This is a genomic window from Nonomuraea sp. NPDC049709, assembly GCF_040674815.1.
GTDB lineage: Bacteria > Actinomycetota > Actinomycetes > Streptosporangiales > Streptosporangiaceae > Nonomuraea.
This window is the reverse complement of record NZ_JBFANM010000013.1, coordinates 131,135-146,079: the sequence shown is the minus strand read 5'-3', so window position 1 is coordinate 146,079 and position 14,945 is coordinate 131,135. Positions and strand designations below refer to the sequence as shown.

15 protein-coding genes are annotated in these 14,945 nt (G+C 71.7%); 5 read left to right on the top strand and 10 right to left on the bottom strand.

The window, feature by feature from the left end; all coding sequences use genetic code 11:
* Nucleotides 1-6: 6 nt before the first annotated feature.
* From AB0J69_RS15570 to AB0J69_RS15560, 3 genes are read right to left on the bottom strand one after another with little or no spacing between them, the layout of a single operon-like run.
* Nucleotides 7-312, bottom strand: coding sequence for a hypothetical protein (locus AB0J69_RS15570; RefSeq protein WP_364117291.1), 306 nt, complete (start codon nucleotides 310-312; stop codon nucleotides 7-9).
* Between the two features lie 46 nt (nucleotides 313-358).
* Nucleotides 359-1,159 (bottom strand): DUF1684 domain-containing protein, encoded by an 801-nt coding sequence (locus tag AB0J69_RS15565; RefSeq protein ID WP_364117289.1) that lies wholly within the window; start codon nucleotides 1,157-1,159, stop codon nucleotides 359-361.
* 31 nt (nucleotides 1,160-1,190) lie between these two features.
* Nucleotides 1,191-2,654 (bottom strand): MFS transporter, encoded by a 1,464-nt coding sequence (locus tag AB0J69_RS15560; RefSeq protein ID WP_364117287.1) that lies wholly within the window; start codon nucleotides 2,652-2,654, stop codon nucleotides 1,191-1,193.
* 261 nt (nucleotides 2,655-2,915) lie between these two features.
* On the opposite strand from AB0J69_RS15560, the gene AB0J69_RS15555 reads away from it, so the two are divergent.
* A complete protein-coding gene (locus AB0J69_RS15555) occupies nucleotides 2,916-3,506 on the top strand; it encodes an XRE family transcriptional regulator (RefSeq protein WP_364117285.1) in 591 nt (196 codons plus the stop codon).
* Nucleotides 3,507-3,871: 365 nt separating this feature from the next.
* Here AB0J69_RS15555 and AB0J69_RS15550 read toward each other — a convergent pair whose 3' ends face one another.
* Nucleotides 3,872-4,675, bottom strand: a complete 804-nt coding sequence (locus AB0J69_RS15550) for an SDR family NAD(P)-dependent oxidoreductase (protein ID WP_364117283.1) — start codon at nucleotides 4,673-4,675, stop codon at nucleotides 3,872-3,874.
* An 83-nt stretch (nucleotides 4,676-4,758) separates the two neighbouring features.
* Between AB0J69_RS15550 and AB0J69_RS15545 the strand changes: the two genes are divergently transcribed.
* Nucleotides 4,759-5,418, top strand: coding sequence for a TetR family transcriptional regulator (locus tag AB0J69_RS15545; protein ID WP_364117281.1), 660 nt, complete (start codon nucleotides 4,759-4,761; stop codon nucleotides 5,416-5,418).
* On the opposite strand, the gene AB0J69_RS15540 is transcribed toward AB0J69_RS15545, so the two are convergent.
* The gene (locus AB0J69_RS15540) at nucleotides 5,378-5,791 is read right to left on the bottom strand and encodes a MarR family transcriptional regulator (RefSeq protein ID WP_364117279.1); all 414 of its coding nucleotides are present in this window, start codon (nucleotides 5,789-5,791) and stop codon (nucleotides 5,378-5,380) included. The genes AB0J69_RS15545 and AB0J69_RS15540 overlap by 41 nt on opposite strands.
* A gap of 252 nt (nucleotides 5,792-6,043) precedes the next feature.
* Between AB0J69_RS15540 and AB0J69_RS15535 the strand changes: the two genes are divergently transcribed.
* On the top strand, nucleotides 6,044-6,643 hold the full coding sequence (locus AB0J69_RS15535) for an RICIN domain-containing protein (RefSeq protein WP_364117277.1): 600 nt from the start codon (nucleotides 6,044-6,046) through the stop codon (nucleotides 6,641-6,643).
* Nucleotides 6,644-6,888: 245 nt separating this feature from the next.
* Here the strand turns inward: AB0J69_RS15535 and AB0J69_RS15530 are convergent, their stop codons facing one another.
* The 5 genes from AB0J69_RS15530 to AB0J69_RS15510 all read right to left on the bottom strand — a co-directional run bounded on the left by AB0J69_RS15530 (nucleotide 6,889) and on the right by AB0J69_RS15510 (nucleotide 13,409).
* Entirely contained in the window at nucleotides 6,889-7,998 is a 1,110-nt protein-coding gene (locus AB0J69_RS15530) for a serine hydrolase domain-containing protein (RefSeq protein ID WP_364117275.1), read from the bottom strand.
* A gap of 286 nt (nucleotides 7,999-8,284) precedes the next feature.
* Nucleotides 8,285-8,497 (bottom strand): helix-turn-helix transcriptional regulator, encoded by a 213-nt coding sequence (locus AB0J69_RS15525; RefSeq protein ID WP_364117273.1) that lies wholly within the window; start codon nucleotides 8,495-8,497, stop codon nucleotides 8,285-8,287.
* Nucleotides 8,497-9,102, bottom strand: a complete 606-nt coding sequence (locus AB0J69_RS15520; RefSeq protein ID WP_364117271.1) for a DUF2975 domain-containing protein — start codon at nucleotides 9,100-9,102, stop codon at nucleotides 8,497-8,499. Before AB0J69_RS15520 ends, AB0J69_RS15525 begins: the two co-directional genes overlap by 1 nt.
* A 257-nt stretch (nucleotides 9,103-9,359) precedes the next feature.
* Nucleotides 9,360-10,259 (bottom strand): zinc-binding dehydrogenase, encoded by a 900-nt coding sequence (locus tag AB0J69_RS15515; RefSeq protein WP_364117269.1) that lies wholly within the window; start codon nucleotides 10,257-10,259, stop codon nucleotides 9,360-9,362.
* 66 nt (nucleotides 10,260-10,325) lie between these two features.
* Complete coding sequence (locus AB0J69_RS15510; protein ID WP_364117267.1) at nucleotides 10,326-13,409, bottom strand: BTAD domain-containing putative transcriptional regulator; 3,084 nt, start codon at nucleotides 13,407-13,409, stop codon at nucleotides 10,326-10,328.
* Nucleotides 13,410-13,507: 98 nt separating this feature from the next.
* On the opposite strand from AB0J69_RS15510, the gene AB0J69_RS15505 reads away from it, so the two are divergent.
* Both AB0J69_RS15505 and AB0J69_RS15500 read left to right on the top strand, forming a co-directional pair.
* A complete protein-coding gene (locus AB0J69_RS15505; RefSeq protein WP_364117266.1) occupies nucleotides 13,508-14,509 on the top strand; it encodes an NADP-dependent oxidoreductase in 1,002 nt (333 codons plus the stop codon).
* Nucleotides 14,510-14,536: 27 nt separating this feature from the next.
* Nucleotides 14,537-14,848: an ATP-binding cassette domain-containing protein gene (locus tag AB0J69_RS15500; protein WP_364117392.1), complete on the top strand. Its 312-nt coding sequence runs from the start codon at nucleotides 14,537-14,539 to the stop codon at nucleotides 14,846-14,848.
* Nucleotides 14,849-14,945: the final 97 nt, after the last annotated feature.

The following is a 14,945-nucleotide window of genomic DNA, read 5'->3' as shown; positions in this document are numbered from 1 at the left end:
AGCCCTTCAGCCGACGCGGCTTGAGGCGGTTGGACGTCTCCCCCGCAAGGCGTCGCCGGTGGAGTCGTCGGCGGGGACGCCACTGCCCTCATAGGAGCCGAGGTTCTCGACCAGGTCGAGGAGTTCGGGGTGGTCGGTGAACCCGTCGCTGTGCACCTGGGCGATCTTGTCGCCGATCTCGGGGCCGGGGTCGTCGGTGAGGTCCAGTGAGTCCATGTCGGCCGCGAGCGGGATGCCGATCGCGTCGATCTGGCGGTGCAGCGGGTCGTACATGTAGGTGCGGTAGGCGTCGATGTCCTTGAGCGCGTACATGGCGCCGTAGTGGAACTCGGTGCAGGTGGTGCCGCGCCGGTCCGCGTCAGTGGGGTGTCTTCTCTCCGGCCTCGATCGCGAAGGGCAGCCGGTTCGTCGATGGCGGTAGTGGGCAGATGGGGAAGTGCTCGCTGAACGCGCACGGCAGGTTGACGGTGCGGTTGAAGTCGAGCGTCACGTTGCCGTCGCTGTCCGGGGCGGGGATGTCCAGGGAGCGGCCGGCCCCGTACGTGGTGACGCCGCTGGTGGCGTCGGTGAAGACGGTGAGCAGCATTCCGTGTGAGCTGAGCACCTGAAGGGTGTGCTCGGCGCCCGCGTACGCGAAGCGAACCAGGCCCGGCGTGTCGTGGGTGTGAGTGCCCCAGCCCACGGAGTCGAGCGTGATGGACGTCGGCGTGTCGAACCGTTCGAGGCGGCCCGGCAGTACCCACCTCTGGCTGGGCTCGTGGACGGGCACGCCGTCGAAGTCGCGCCGGGCCGGTGAGCTCGGGTCGTAGGTCACGACCAGGTACGTGCCGCGGTAGGTGATGCCCACCTCGAGCTCTCCGACGGTGACGCGGACGTCGTCGGGGGCGTCGGCGAGGGTGAACCGGCGTTCGGTGGTGAAGGTCTCACCGTCGAAGACCATCGGGGCGCCCTGGGGGTCGATATGGACGGCGTCCCCGTGCTGCCACCACAGGCCGGGCAGCCCGGGGTGGTTCCGGGGCGTGTCGTCGAGCCATTCGTGCGAGGTGGCGGCCAGCCAGCCCAGGGGCTGGGTGAGCCATTGCTCCCATCCGGCCCGCCACTCCTGCCAGGCGCGCGTGAACTCCTGCTGACTGGTGGTGGAAACGGGTGCGTCGCTCATGGTGGTTCTCCGGTTTCTCGTGTCGTTGCGGTCAGTGCGCGGTCGTGGTGGGGCGGGCCCAGGTGGCGAAGAGGGTCAGGGCGAGCAGGGGGAAGACGATCCCGGCGGTGAGGGCGGTCGCGATCGCCCCCGCTTCGCCGGCTCCGGCCGCGGCACCGTAGACGGTGGTCATCACGGCCAGGCCGAGCGCGCCGCCGAGCTGCTGCATGGCCTGATTGAGGCTGGAGGCGGCACCGAGACGGGCCGGCGGCGCCTGGTGCATGATGACGGCGGTGAGCGGCGCTACGGTCAGCCCCGCGCCGAGGCCGAGCAGGACGAACGGCCCGAGCAGGCCGCCGGCGAAGGTGTCGGCGGCGTCGATCCGCGACATCCACACCAACCCCGCGAGCAGGGCGGACATCCCGAGGGAGCCGATGATCCGCTCTCCGTACCGCGGCACCAGGCGGCCGGTCAGCAGGTTCGTGACGAGCAGCGCGGCGCTGAAGGGCAGGACGGACAACCCCGTCTGCAGCGGGGTGAAGCCCAGCGCGTCCTGGGTGAACAGCGCGGCGAAGTAGAGGAAACCGGCCTGACCTGCCGGAATCAGCATCATGGCGAGCAGCGGGGCCGCGCTGCGCATCCGGGTGAAGAACTCCAGCGGCACGACCGGGGCGGCGTGGCGCCGCTCGATGAGGACCAGGGCGAGCAGCCCGGCGATCGCCAGCGCGAACGAGACCAGGACCGGCGTGCCGGTCCAGCCGTGCGACTCGGCATTGATGAGGCCGTAGACCAGGGCGGTCATGCCGGTCGTGGACGCGATGGCCCCGCCGACGTCGAGACGGGCCGGCGCGCGGGGCGCCTCCGGCACCAGCAGGCGTACCCCGACCAGGACGATCAGGCCGATGGGGACGTTGACGAACATCACCCATTCCCAGCCGAGGGAGGTGGTCAGCAGCCCGCCGAGCACCAGACCGAGCCCGGCGCCGATGCCGATGGACAGCACGAACACGCTCATCGCCCGGGCGCGCTGCGGACCGGGCCTGGTGATCGACATCAGCAGCACGAGGGTGCCCGGGGCGGCCAGTGCCGCTCCGAGTCCCTGCAGGACGCGGGCGGCGATGAGCATCGCCGGCGTCGTGGCCGCACCGCCCAGCGCCGAGGCGACGGTGAAGATCGACACGCCGATCAGCAGGGCGCGGCGCGGCCCGATGATCGACCCCACCTTGCCACTGAGCAGGACCAGACCGCCGAAGACCAGGGCGTAGGAGGCGACCACCCAGGACAGGCCGGTCGCGGAGAAGCCGAGCGCGTGGCGGATCTGCGGCAGCGCGACGTTCACCACGCTGTTGTCGATCACCAGGATGAGCTGGGTGAGGCACAGCACGATGACGGCCGGGTAGCGCAGCCGCTGGGCGGAGGGCGCCTGGTCGCCGCTCGCCGCCGGCCGCCGATCCGGCGGGATGACGGGGTCGCGCCCCGGATCGTGCCCGGAGCTCTGGAGGGGTTGGGTGCTCACCGTGAGCGTCCTTTCTGACTGTCGCAGACTCTGGCCGGGCGCGGACATGTGGTCGGCGCCCGGCTGTGCTCGGCGCCTGGCCGGCGTCGCACGGCTGGGAGTCTGCGTCACCCCAGGACGCGGACACACGAAAATTTGCCGACTCGGCAAGAGACGCCCTGCGGGAATGCGAGCGCATGCGTGGACGGTTGATGCCGTCGCCGGACATGGGAGCCGTTTCCGGCTTCTTTCCTCGTTGCCAAGTCAGCATGGATGGCCACTGTGGACGACGATCTCGACGCCGCGCTGTCGGCCATGGGCCCGCGGCTTCGGCGGTTGCGCCGCCACCGCGGCCTGACCCTGGCCGACCTGGCCGCGGAGACCGGCATCTCGCAGAGCACCCTGTCGCGCCTGGAGAGCGGCGGGCGGCGGCCGAACCTCGAGCTCCTCCTCCCGCTGGCCAGGGCGCACGGCATGCCGCTGGAGGAGCTCATCGGTGCACCGCAGACCGGCGACCCGCGCGTCCACCTGCGGCCGATCCGGCGCGACGGTATGACCTACATCCGGCTGAGCCACATGGCGGGCGGCACCCAGGCGTACAAGCTGATCATTCCTGGGGCGGCAGGCCCCGCCGACCCCGATCCACAGCGCCACGAAGGCTACGAGTGGCTGTACGTGCTCAACGGCCGGCTACGGCTCGTGCTCGGGGAACAAGAGCTGACCCTGGGGCCCGGCGAGGTGGCCGAGTTCGACACGCATGTCCCGCACTGGATGGGCAACGCCGGGCCCACGCCGGTCGAGCTGCTCATCCTGTTCGGACCTCAGGGAGAACGCGCTCATGTACGCGCCCGGCCGCGCCCGAACGGCACCTGACGCGCCGGGGGCCTCCGCGGCCCCCCAACGGCGTAGCCGAAAGCGGCGTCACCCTGAGGAGCATCGCGGAGACGATCGCTCCGGCCTCGATCCGCCCCCGGTCTCCGGCTCTTACACCCAAGTGCTGCTCGGCTGGCCACCCACCCGGCACCGCTCGACGACCTGGAGCACGGCGCCTACTTCGCCACGCGGGCCTCCTGACCGCATCAGGTGAGCCAGGAGCTGATCGCCGCACGCGGTTGCGGTTCCAAGCGGCCGGCTGGAGACGAACACATCCGCGCCCGGCGCGATGCCAGACCGGCGGGGCGGACAACCGCTCCCCGTCCCGCCCCGGAAACACAACGGTCAGTGAAAACCGTGCGCGATCAACGGAATGCGGCCAGCGCGACCGGCTGCCACTTCCGCCACGTGGCAAGCCGCTCCTCGTACTCGGCCGCGACCGGCTCGAACGACCTGCCGAAGAAGATCCGCGCCGGCGGGTCGTCGGTGTCGGCCAACTCCAGGATCGGACCGCGCGTCGCCTTCGGGTCGCCCAGCTCCCACACGATATCGGTGGCCGCGCGGACCTCGGCGTAGTCGGGGTGCTCGGCACTGGTGCGGATGCTGCCGCCGCCGAAGTCGGTCGAGTACGGTCCGGGCTCCAGGCAGATCACGTCGACGCCGAAATGCGCGACCTCCTTGCGCAGCGATTCCGACAGCCCTTCCACCGCCCACTTGGAGGCGTGGTAGCCGCCGATGCCGGGGTACGCCCGGACACCGCCCTCGCTGGTGACCTGGATGATCCGGCCGTGACCTTGCGCGCGCAGCACGGGCAGGACCGCCTGCGTCACCCAAAGTGTGCCGAAGAAGTTGGTCTCCATCTCGGCGCGGATCTCGGTCTCGGTCAGCTCCTCGACCATGCCGAAATGGCCGTAGCCCGCGTTGTTGACCACCACGTCCAGCGCGCCGAAGTGCTCGGCCGCCTGTCGCACGGCGGCGAACACGGCCGCGCGGTCGGTGATGTCGAGCCGCAGGGGCAGCACGGCGTCGCCGTACTTCTCGGTGAGGGGGCGCAGGTGGTCGAGGTCGCGTGCAGTGGCGGCGATCCGGTCGCCGCGCTCGAGGGCGGCCTCCGCCCACTCGCGGCCGAACCCCTTCGATGTGCCGGTGATGAACCACGTCTTGGACATCGTCTTCACCTCTCCTGAATTGATACTATCCATTGCAACAGTAGCATGGGATGCATTAATTCCACCTATGTTAGTCTTGCCGCATGGAGGGCAGGCGAGACAGGAAGAAGCGGCAGACCCGCGAACGGATCCAGACCGCGGCACTGGAGCTGTTCACGTCGCACGGCTACCGCAACACGACCATCGCGGCGATCGCCGAACACGCCGACGTCGCGACGCGGACCGTCACGCTGCACTTCCCCACCAAGGAAGACCTGCTGTTCGCCGACGACCCGTTCGCCCCGGAGACACTGACCGCCCGCCTCGACAGCCTGCCCGGGACCGCCCTCGATGCCGTCGGCGAGTGGATGCGCGACACGATGCGCGCCCTCGACGAACGCGACGCCCAGCAGGGCCGCCAGCCGGGTGAGACCTGGTCCCTGCGCACCAAGCGCGCCACGCTCATAGCCGAGGACGAGGACCTCCGCGGCCGCGCCCGCGCGAGCTACTACGAACTCGAACGCCTGATCGCCGCCGCCATCGGCAAGGACCTGGGCCTACCGCCCAGCGCGCTGGCCCCGCGCCTGACCGCGTACACCGTGGTGGGCGGCCTGCGCGAGCTGTACATGACCCATGAGGCTCATCACCGCGACACCGCCACCGAGGAGCTGCTTCCCCTGGTAGACCGGGTATTGGACTTCGCCCGCGCAGGCCTGGCGACGCTCATGACCGAACCCCCGCCAATCCCTGTGTCGCGCCGCTAGCGGTGGCCAGGACGAGACGATGGCGGACGCTCAGGTGCTCGTCGTCGAGCCGGTCGAAGAAGAGCCTGCACAGATCGCCGTACTGCCGGCGCCATGCCTTGCGCATGAGCGCCCTCCCGTCCTTGGTCAGGACCACCGTGAAGCCACGGCCGTCGTCGGCCGACCGGTGCCTCTCGATCAGGCCGCGGCGCTCGAGCCGGTCGGCGAGCCGGGTGAACCCGCCGGCGGACATCAGGCGCTGCTGGGCGAGCTCCGACATCCGCATGCCGTTGCGACCGGCCTTGCCCAGCAGTGCCAGCACGCTGTACTCGGCCATGCTCACGTTCAGCGGAGCGAGCCCGGCCTCGATCTCACGCCAGATCCGATCGTGCATGAGCAGGAATCCTCGCCACGCCTGGCCGGACTCACTGACGTCGCAGACCTTCTCAGAGCTCGCGCGACGGGCCCGGGAGCAACACGGGACCGGGGAGCATCGAACGGCCGGGCCCCCCGCAAAGTCACCTGGCCTCTCCAGCGGGTGACGACGCCTTACGTATCGCCAACTTGAGTAGGGATCTACTCATGCCTGCCGTGATCCCGAGGGCCAGCCTTCAAGAGACATGAAGGACGCCGGAGGGAACGTGTCATGCACAATGACGTGAATCATCGATGGAGCGGCCGCCGAGGGCTGCTCACCGTGCTCATGGTCCTGTCTCTCGCCGTGCCCGTGTGGTGGCCGGCTCCGCCGGCCGTCGGCGCGGTGGCAAGGAGCGCGCAGACGGCGGACACCTGGTCCTACCTCTTCGAGATCCACCGACGTTTCCCTGCGCCGGAAACATGCGTGGACGTCGACAACGGCTACACCCACGACGGCGCCAACGTCAAGCAGTGGGCCTGCGCCAACGTGCCCCAGCAGCGGTGGCAGTACCTCCGGGTGACGCCCGGCAGCGAGTGGTTCTTCATCCGCGCCCAGCACAGCGGCAAATGCCTGGACGTCGACAACGGCTACACCCATGACGGCGCGAACGTCAAGCAGTGGAGCTGCGTGAACGTCCCGCAGCAGATGTGGCGCTGGAAGTACGCCTACACCGACGCCTGGTGGAACACCTTCTATCACCTGGAGAACAGAAACAGCGGCAAATGCCTCGACGTCGACCACGGCTGGACCCACAACGGCGCCAACATCCAGCAGTGGGCCTGCGACCAGTACGCTGGTCAGCAGCTGTGGTACTTCCGGGCCGTGTAGCCGGCGCTGAGCGCGTACGCACACAGCACGAACCCGAGCGGAGGGGGTGGCGTTCGGCCGCCGCCGACCTCACCCACCTCCGCCGACACCGGCCAGCGCGCGTGGATCACATCCCTCAGTGCGCGCGTTCGCGTCAAGTGCTGCACCACCGCATCGGGGCCACCGCATCGGGCGTGGAACTGGGCGGGCTTGGTGGTGCCGGTCCTGGCCGGGAATGGACGGGTCGGCACGGGGACCGCGTGGCCTCAATGGCAGAGTGCCGAGGTCAGCAGGGTCAGAGCAGCTTTCTCGGGGTCGCCCGCGTACGGGGTCATCGACAGCGCCAGTTGCCGGGAGCCGTCCGCCGAGCTGAACGCCACCGTCAGATAGCCGTGGGTGCCGCCCCCGTGGCCCCAGGCGGTGCCGCAGGGCAGCGAGCCCACCTCCAGCCCCAGCCCGTACTCCTTGGCCGCGGCGAGGTCCTTCATCTCCTTGAGCTGGGCCGGGAGCAGCAGCCTGCCCTGGAAGAGGGCGCGGAAGAAGCGGTTGAGGTCCTCGGTGGTGGAGATGATCTCACCCGACGCGCCGGCCATCGTGGGGTTGAAGCGGGTCACGTCCACCGGGACGGTCTTGCCGCCCTTGGTGACCGGCACGTACGCATGTGCGTGCGGGCCCGGAATCCGCGTGGCGGCGCCCGGCAGGCTGGTGTGCCGCAGGCCGAGCGGGCGCAGGATCCGTTCCCTGACCTCTGTGGCGTACGGCCGGCCGGTGACGCTCTCGATCACCATGCCGAGCAGGACGTAGTTGGTGTTGGAGTAGCCGAACCTGGTCCCGGGCGGGAACTCGCGGGGCCGGTCCCGCACCCTTTCCACCAGTTCACGCGCCGCCCAGGTGCGGTGGCGCTCCTCGGGGATGCCCCATTTGTCGAACATGCCGGTGGTGTACTCAGGAATGCCGCTGGTGTGCTGGAGCAGGTTCCTGACGGTGATGCGCTGGCCCCCGTCCACCAGGCCGGGCAGCCATCGTTCCACGGTGTCGGTCAGGCGGAGCCTTCCTTCACCCACGAGGTGGAGCACGGTGGCGGCGGTGAACGACTTGGTGACGCTCCCGGCCCGGAACCGCCCGTTCGCCGGGGCCGGGCGGGAGCCGTCCAGTCTCACCGTGCCGCTGACGCCCCGCCACGTCCTGTCCCTGTCACGGATCTCGGCGATCGCGGCGACCGCGCCGCCCGCGACGACCCCGTCCAGCAATGCCTGCCAGTCGGGCGTGCCACTCGGCGCCGCGTCGGCCGCCGCCGGGACCGCCTGGACGGCCCCGGCGGACGCGGCCAGCAGGGACGCGATCAGGCCCGCCCCGGCGATCGTTCTGGTGATCATGGTTGCTCCTCGATGCGCGGAGCCCGGCTCTCGGGATCCCCACCATCAAGATCGGGGATGACAGGGCGGTCAGGCATCGGAGGCGACACCTACGGCGACCCTGGTTTCCCGGCACCGGCCTCCACCTCCGGAAGGAGCCCCCGCATCGGCCATTCAGCCGATCCAGGACAGGTCAGGACAGGGTGAAGGCGGCGACGCGGGTCATCCCCTGACCTCCTGGCCGAGCCGGGCCACCACCCGCCGCAGCCCGTGTCACACCCGCCGATCTCAGGTCGCCTGGGCCCTGTCACCGGTCGTAGCGGAGGAGATCGCCCGGCTGGCAGTCGAGGGCATCGCACAGGCGCATGAGGGTGGAGAAACGGATCGCCTTGGCGTGGCCGTTCTTCAGGATCGACAGGTTGACGACGGTGATCTGGACCCGGTTCGACAGCTCGGTGAGCGTCATGCGACGCTCTTTGAGCAGGTCGTCCAGTCGTACGCGGATGGTCGGGTCGGCCATCAGATGGTGGCCTCGACCTCTTCGAGCAGCACCAGGCCACGCCGTACGACCTCCGACACGGCCAGCATCGCGACTCCCGTCACCACTCCGGCCAGTACCTCGCCCGGCGGGGGGTAGAACGAGTAGCTCTTGTCCAGCAGCATCGAGGCCAGGAGCGGCTCGGCCACCATGCCGAGCAGGCCTGTGGCGAGCGAGCCGATGATCAGGATCCAGCCGAGGCGGCGCAGGTGGGCGGCAGTGACGGCCGAGAACAGCGCTCTGTCTCCCGATCTGGCCCGGCCCAGCGCGCGGACGACGGTGAACAGGGCGAGCAGAGTGGTCACGACGCCCGGCGCCCACAGAAGCAGGTAGAGCAGGCCGACGAGCGGCGCGGGACCCTGGTGGCGGACGGTCACGTCAGCGGTCGCGCTCTCGATCACGGCATCCGGAGCCGCCATACCCGCGATCGGCAGGTCGAACACTCGCAGTGGAACGCCGATGCCGTTGGCGTTGCCAACGAAAGCGATCAGGACGGTGGAGAGCAGCAGAGCCAGGGCGCCCAGGCAGGCCAGGACCAGGAAGAGAGTCAGCAGGGTTTGGAGTCGGGTGAGCCATCTCGCAGACATAACGATAATCGTAAATAACGATATTCGTTATGTCCAGGGCTGACAGACGGCGAACCCGCCACGCTGGAGCCACGCCACAACGTCCGCCAGGTCGAGGTGAACGGTTTCGGCCGGCACACCACCGGCGACCTCCTCAAGCCGCCGGGACCTGGCCGGCACCGATGACCGGACCGACCGGATCAAGGCGCAGGCCGTCCAGGTGGTGTCCTGTGCCGCAGGGTCGCGCGGGCTGAGCAGGCCCGGCACGGCTCGGCGGGTCATACGTCGAGGACCGCCTTTCCGGCGACGCGCCGGGCGAGCAGGGCGTCGGCGGCCTCCCTCACCCTGTCCCACGGCCCGCGCCAGCCGACCTGCGCGTCCAGCTCGCCGGCCGCCAGCAGCCCGACCAGGTGGGCAAGGTCGGCGCCGAACGGCGTGGTCACGTTGAAGTTCTCGATCCGCCCCCGCGCCGAGCGCGTGCCCGCCTGCTCGAAGTCGATGACCGTGGCCTCGCGGGCCGCCCGTCCGACGGCCATCACCACGCCATCGTCCTCCAGCCGGTAGAACGCCTGCGCGAGCTGCCGCCCGCCCACGATGTCCAGCACGCCGTACACGCGACCTTCCAGGTGCTCCGGGCCGAAGACGATCTCCGCGGCGCCGAGCTCGCGCAGGCCCCGCGCGCGGGCGGGGCTGCCGGCCGAGGCGACGACCTGCGCACCCGCGCGGGCGGCGAGCTGTACGGCGAAGCGGCCGACGCCGCCGGACGCCCCGGTGACCAGGACGCGCCGGCCCGCCACCGGGCCGAGCCGGCGCAGCGCCTGCAGCGCCGTGACCCCGGCGACCGGCAGAGCGCCGGCCGGCCCTAGGTCGACGGCGTCGGGAACGACGGCCAGGTCGGAGGTGTCCACGGCGCGCAGCTCCGCCCACGCTCCCGACCAGCCGAAGGTGACCACGCGGGTGCCGGCGGCCGGTCCCGTACCGTCGGCGGCAGGCTGGACGACCACTCCGGCGGCGTCCCATCCCGGGACGTGGCCGGGCCGGGCGTCCGCGCCGGAGTAGGCGATCTCACCGAAGTTGAGGGAGAAGGCCGCCACCCGGATCAGCGCCTGGGAGGGCGTGGGCACCGGATCGGGCACGACGTCGAAGGAGAGGTCCGGGTTGAAGGTCAGGGCGCGCATCGTTACTCCTGCATCAGTGGGTGACGGGTACGACCCTGACGCTGCGCGCGCACGATCGGCTGGGGGTCAGCGCACGGGCCCCTCCTCACCCAGCGCAGCGCGGACGGCGGCCGCGATCCGGTCGACGTCGCCGCGTTCCGCGGGTGGCAGGGGCGCGCCGACCGACTCCCTGAGCGCGGCCGCCTCGCTCAGCAGGGCCGCGGCCTCCTCATGGGCGCCCTCGGCCGCCGCGGCCCCGGCCAGCCCTTCCCGGGCCAGGGCGATGGCACGCGGATCGCCGAGCTCGTGGGCCGCCGCGAGCCCCTCCTGGTGCAGTGACCTGGCGGTGGCGGGGTCGCCGCGCTGTTCGGCGATGAAGCCGAGCTCGGCCAGCAGCAGCGTCACCCCGTAGAAGGGCACGCCGTAGTCGGCTTCCAGGCGGCGGTTCCAGGCCAGCGACTGTTCGAAGAGCCGGTGTGCGGTGTCGAGGTCGCCGGCGCGGCGGGCGACGAGACCGAGGCCGACCCGGGCGAACTCCTCGGCGAAGCGGTTGGACTGCTCGGCGGCCAGGCGCAGGCCGCGCTCGTGCAGGTCCCGGGAGCGGTCCAGGTCCCCGGTCAGCAGGGCGAGTCGTCCCAGGCTGGACAGCCGGTAGGAGGCGTCGGTCCACAGCCGCAGGTCCTCGGCGACGCGCAGGCCCTCATGGTGCAGGCGGGCCGCGCGTTCGTAGCCGCCGGTGATCTCGGCGAGGTAGCCGAGCATGTCGGAGGCCTGCAGCCGTCCCCATCCGTCACCCAGGTCGTCGAAGATGGCCAGGCTCTGGGTGCCGGACCGCTCGGCGAGGGCGTGCTCTCCCTGGAACATCGCCTGTTTGGCCCGCCCGGCCAGCGCCGCCGCCTCGCCCCAGCGGTCGCCGGCGGCGCGGAACCCGGCCAGCGCCTCCGTCAGCAGTCCCTCCGCGGTGGCGGCGTCCCCGAAGCTCAGATGCGCGAGCGCGAGGAACCAGCGCGCGCGGGCGTCGCCGGAGCCCAGCGCCCGCGCGGCGGTACGGCTGCGCTCCAGCAGGTCGGTGCCGTCGCCGGTCAGCATCGCGAACCCGGCCTCCCACGCCGCCGTCACCGGGCGCTCCGCTCCGGGCAGCGCCAGGGCCGCGGCGAACGAGGCGTGGCCCTCGCGGTGTCTGCCGCGCAGGTACCAGTACCACGCCAGGGCGACGACCAGGCGCGATGCCAGGGCGGGGTCGGTGATGTGCTCCAGCGTGGCCCGCAGGTTGGGCGCCTCGGCGTCGAGGCGGTCCAGCCATCGCCGCTGTTCGGGACCCCGCAGGTGGGGGCCGGCCTGTTCGGCCAGGTCGGTGTAGTAGAGGTCGCGGCGCTGGAAGACGGGGTCGCCAGGGGGGAGCCGTTCGAGGCAGTAGGCGGCGATCGACTCCAGCAGCCGGTAACGGTTCCCGCCGGAGGATTCGACCATCGACCGGGCGACCAGCTGGTCCAGCAGATCGGCCACATCAAGCCCGGGGCCCGCGCAGACCGCCTCGGCTGCCTCCAGGGTGCAGCCGCCCGGGTGGACGGCCAGCCGGAGCAGGATCAGCCGCTGCTGCTCGGTGAGCTGCTCCCAGCTCCAGTCGATCACCGCGCGCAGGGTCTGCTGGCGGGCGGGCCGTCCCCGGCCCGAGACGGTGAGCAGGTGGAAGCGGTCGTCCAGCCGGTCGGCCACGCCGCGGACGCCCAGGGCGCGGACGCGGGCGGCGGCCAGTTCCAGCGCCAGCGGCAGGCCGTCCAGCCTCCTGCAGATCGCCGCCACCGACGGCGCGCTGGCCTCGTCCAGCACGAACCCGGGCGCGGCGGCCGCGGCACGGGCCACGAACAGCTGTACGGAGCCGGCTTGCGCGGGATCCGCTCCCGGCGCCGGAAGCTCCAGCGGCGGCACCGCGTACAACGTTTCCCCGGGGATCGCCAGCGACTCCTGGCTGGTGGCCAGCACCCGCAGGCCAGGGGCGGCCCGCAGCAGCAGGTCCACCAGCTCGGCGACCGGTTCTGTCAGGTGCTCGCAGTTGTCCAGGACGAGCAGCAGCCGCCGGCCGCGCAGGGCGTCGGCGAGCCGGTGCGCCGGCTCGGCCGGCCGCACGCCGGGACGCGAACCGGTCGCCGTGTCGTCGCGGACGCCCAGCTCGGCGGCCACCACCTCGGCCACGGTCGCGGTCTCGCCGGAGGTGCCCGCCAGCTCGACCAGCCACACCCCATCGGGGAAGGAGTCGGCGGCGCGCTCGGCGACCGCCAGGGCGAGCCTGGTCTTGCCGACACCGCCCGGACCCGTCAACGTGACCAGGCGCGCCGAGCCGAGCAGGGCGCCGGCCTCGGCCACGTCCTGCTCGCGGCCGATCAACGCGGTCAGGGGAGCGGGCAGGTTCGTACGCGGCCGCGCCGGCGCGAGCGAGGGATCCTGGCGCAGTATCGCCTGGTGGAGGGCGGCCAGCTCGGGGCCGGGGTCGAGACCCAGCTCGTCGGCGAGCCGGTGCCGCAGCTCGTCGTACCCGGCCAGCGCCTCCGCCTGCCGTCCCGACCGGTAGAGCGCGCGCAGGTGGGCGGCGCGCAGGCGTTCGCGCAGCGGGTGCGCGGCGACCAGCTCGCCCAGCTCGTCGGCCAGCCGGGTGTGCTCGCCCAGCTCCAGCCGTACCTCTGCCCGTTCCTCCAGCGCGGTCAGGCGCTGCTCCTCCAGCCGGACGGCGGCGCTCCGGGCGAACTCCTCGTCGGCGAAGTCGGCGTAGGCCGGGCCGCGCCACAGCGCCAGCGCGTCCGACAGCAGCCCGGCCCTCGCCCGCGGATCGGTGGCGGCGCGGGCCCGGTCGAGCAGCGCGGCGAACCGGACGGCGTCCACGTCGGTGGCGCGCAGGACATAGCCCCGCGTCCGGAAGGCCACCAGCTCGCGCCCTCCCGGCTCGGCCTGCTCCAAGGCCCGACGCAGCTGGGACACCTTGGTCTGCAGCGTGTTGGCGGGGTTGCCCGGCGGGTCGTCTCCCCACAGGTCCTCGGCCAGACGGTCGGCCGACACCGGACGTCCCTCGTGGGCCAGCAGGTCGGCCAGCAGTGCCCGGACCTTCACCTCGGGCACCCGTACGGGCCGCCCGTCGTCGGTCCACACAGAAAGAGGGCCAAGCACACCGAATCGCACCAGGTCACCGTACCCGCAGCGAACCCCCAGCGGATCATGCGCGCCCCTGTCCAGAGTGGAGTCCGACGCAAGAGAGCACCACGAGCGAGGAGCCCACCATGACCGTGAACCGTGAGATCCACCTGGCCGCCCGCCCCTTCGGCGAGCCTGGCGCGGAGTACTTCGAGCTGGTCACCACCGCGCTGCCCGAGCCGGCCGAGGGCCAGGTACTGGTCCGCAACACCTGGATGTCGGTCGACCCCTACATGCGCGAGCGGATGCACGACGCCGAGTCCTATCTGCCCCCGTTCCAGCTCGGCGCGCCCCTGGACGGCTCGGCGATCGGCGAGGTCGTGGCCTCACGCGCGGCCGGCGTCCCAGTGGGCGCGACCGTCGTGCACTTCCTCGGCTGGCGCGAGTACGCCGCGGTGGACGCCGCCGCCGTGACCGTCGCCGACCTCACCCTGGCCCCCGCCGAGGCGTGGCTGGGCGCGCTGGGCACCACCGGGCTGACCGCCTACGCGGCCCTGACCCAGGTGGCCCCCGTACGGGAGGGCGACGTGGTGCTCGTCTCGGCAGCGGCCGGGGCGGTCGGCAGCATCGCCGGGCAACTGGCCCGCAAGCTCGGGGCCTCCCGGGTGATCGGTTCCGCGGGCGGGACGCTGAAGGCGAAGAAGCTCGTCCAGGACTTCGGCTACGACGCCGCGATCGACTATCGTGCCGGTTCGGTCGCCGGGCAACTGACGGAGATCGCCCCCGACGGCATCGACGTCTACGTCGACCACGTCGGTGGCGACCACCTGGTGGCGGCCATCGACGCCCTGCGTCACGGCGGCAGGATCGCGATGGTCGGCGCGATCAGCTCCTACAACGCCACCGAGCCGGTCCCCGGCCCGGGCAACCTGTTCACCCTGGCCGCCAAGGACGCCACCCTGCGCGGCATGCTGATCAACTCCTACTTCCACCTGTTCCCCGAATGGATCGCCAAGGCGGCCGGCTGGCTGGCGGACGGCTCCCTGCACACCGAGCTGACCGTGGCCGAGGGCATCGAGCGGGCGCCCGCCGCGTTCCTGGACATGATGCGCGGCGGGAACATCGGCAAGATGCTGGTCAGGCTCTGACCCACCTCGGGCCCGGCCCGCGGGACGCTGGAGCTGGCCGGGGTCGCCCATCTCGCCGACCGCGTCCTCGACACGCTGTCCGGCGGCGAGCGCCAGCGCGTACGCCTGGCGCTCGCCGTGGCCCAGAACACCGGCATCCTGCTCCTGGACGAGCCGGCCGCTCACCTGGACATCCGCCACCAGCTGGAGGTTCTCGACCTGGTCCGCACCCTGCGGGCGGCTCGCGGCCTCACCGTCGTGACCGTCCTGCACGAACTGGACCACACGGCTCGCTTCGCCGAACGCGTCGTCGCGTTCCACAAGGGACGGGTCTGGGCCGACTGCGAGCCGAGGAAGTGATCACACCGGACCTGCTGGCCGAAGTGTTCGGCGTGGCCGGGCGCGTGGTCACCGACGAACCGCACGGCACTCCCCGCTGCCTGCTCGACGCGGCCCT

Coding starts and splice junctions, on each gene's coding strand:
- AB0J69_RS15570 (WP_364117291.1), bottom strand. CDS start 312: ATGTACGCGCTCAAGGACATCGACGCCTACCGCACCTACATGTACGAC.
- AB0J69_RS15565 (WP_364117289.1), bottom strand. CDS start 1,159: ATGAGCGACGCACCCGTTTCCACCACCAGTCAGCAGGAGTTCACGCGC.
- AB0J69_RS15550 (WP_364117283.1), bottom strand. CDS start 4,675: ATGTCCAAGACGTGGTTCATCACCGGCACATCGAAGGGGTTCGGCCGC.
- AB0J69_RS15545 (WP_364117281.1), top strand. CDS start 4,759: ATGGAGGGCAGGCGAGACAGGAAGAAGCGGCAGACCCGCGAACGGATC.
- AB0J69_RS15540 (WP_364117279.1), bottom strand. CDS start 5,791: ATGCACGATCGGATCTGGCGTGAGATCGAGGCCGGGCTCGCTCCGCTG.
- AB0J69_RS15535 (WP_364117277.1), top strand. CDS start 6,044: ATGCACAATGACGTGAATCATCGATGGAGCGGCCGCCGAGGGCTGCTC.
- AB0J69_RS15530 (WP_364117275.1), bottom strand. CDS start 7,998: ATGATCACCAGAACGATCGCCGGGGCGGGCCTGATCGCGTCCCTGCTG.
- AB0J69_RS15525 (WP_364117273.1), bottom strand. CDS start 8,497: ATGGCCGACCCGACCATCCGCGTACGACTGGACGACCTGCTCAAAGAG.
- AB0J69_RS15520 (WP_364117271.1), bottom strand. CDS start 9,102: ATGTCTGCGAGATGGCTCACCCGACTCCAAACCCTGCTGACTCTCTTC.
- AB0J69_RS15515 (WP_364117269.1), bottom strand. CDS start 10,259: ATGCGCGCCCTGACCTTCAACCCGGACCTCTCCTTCGACGTCGTGCCC.
- AB0J69_RS15505 (WP_364117266.1), top strand. CDS start 13,508: ATGACCGTGAACCGTGAGATCCACCTGGCCGCCCGCCCCTTCGGCGAG.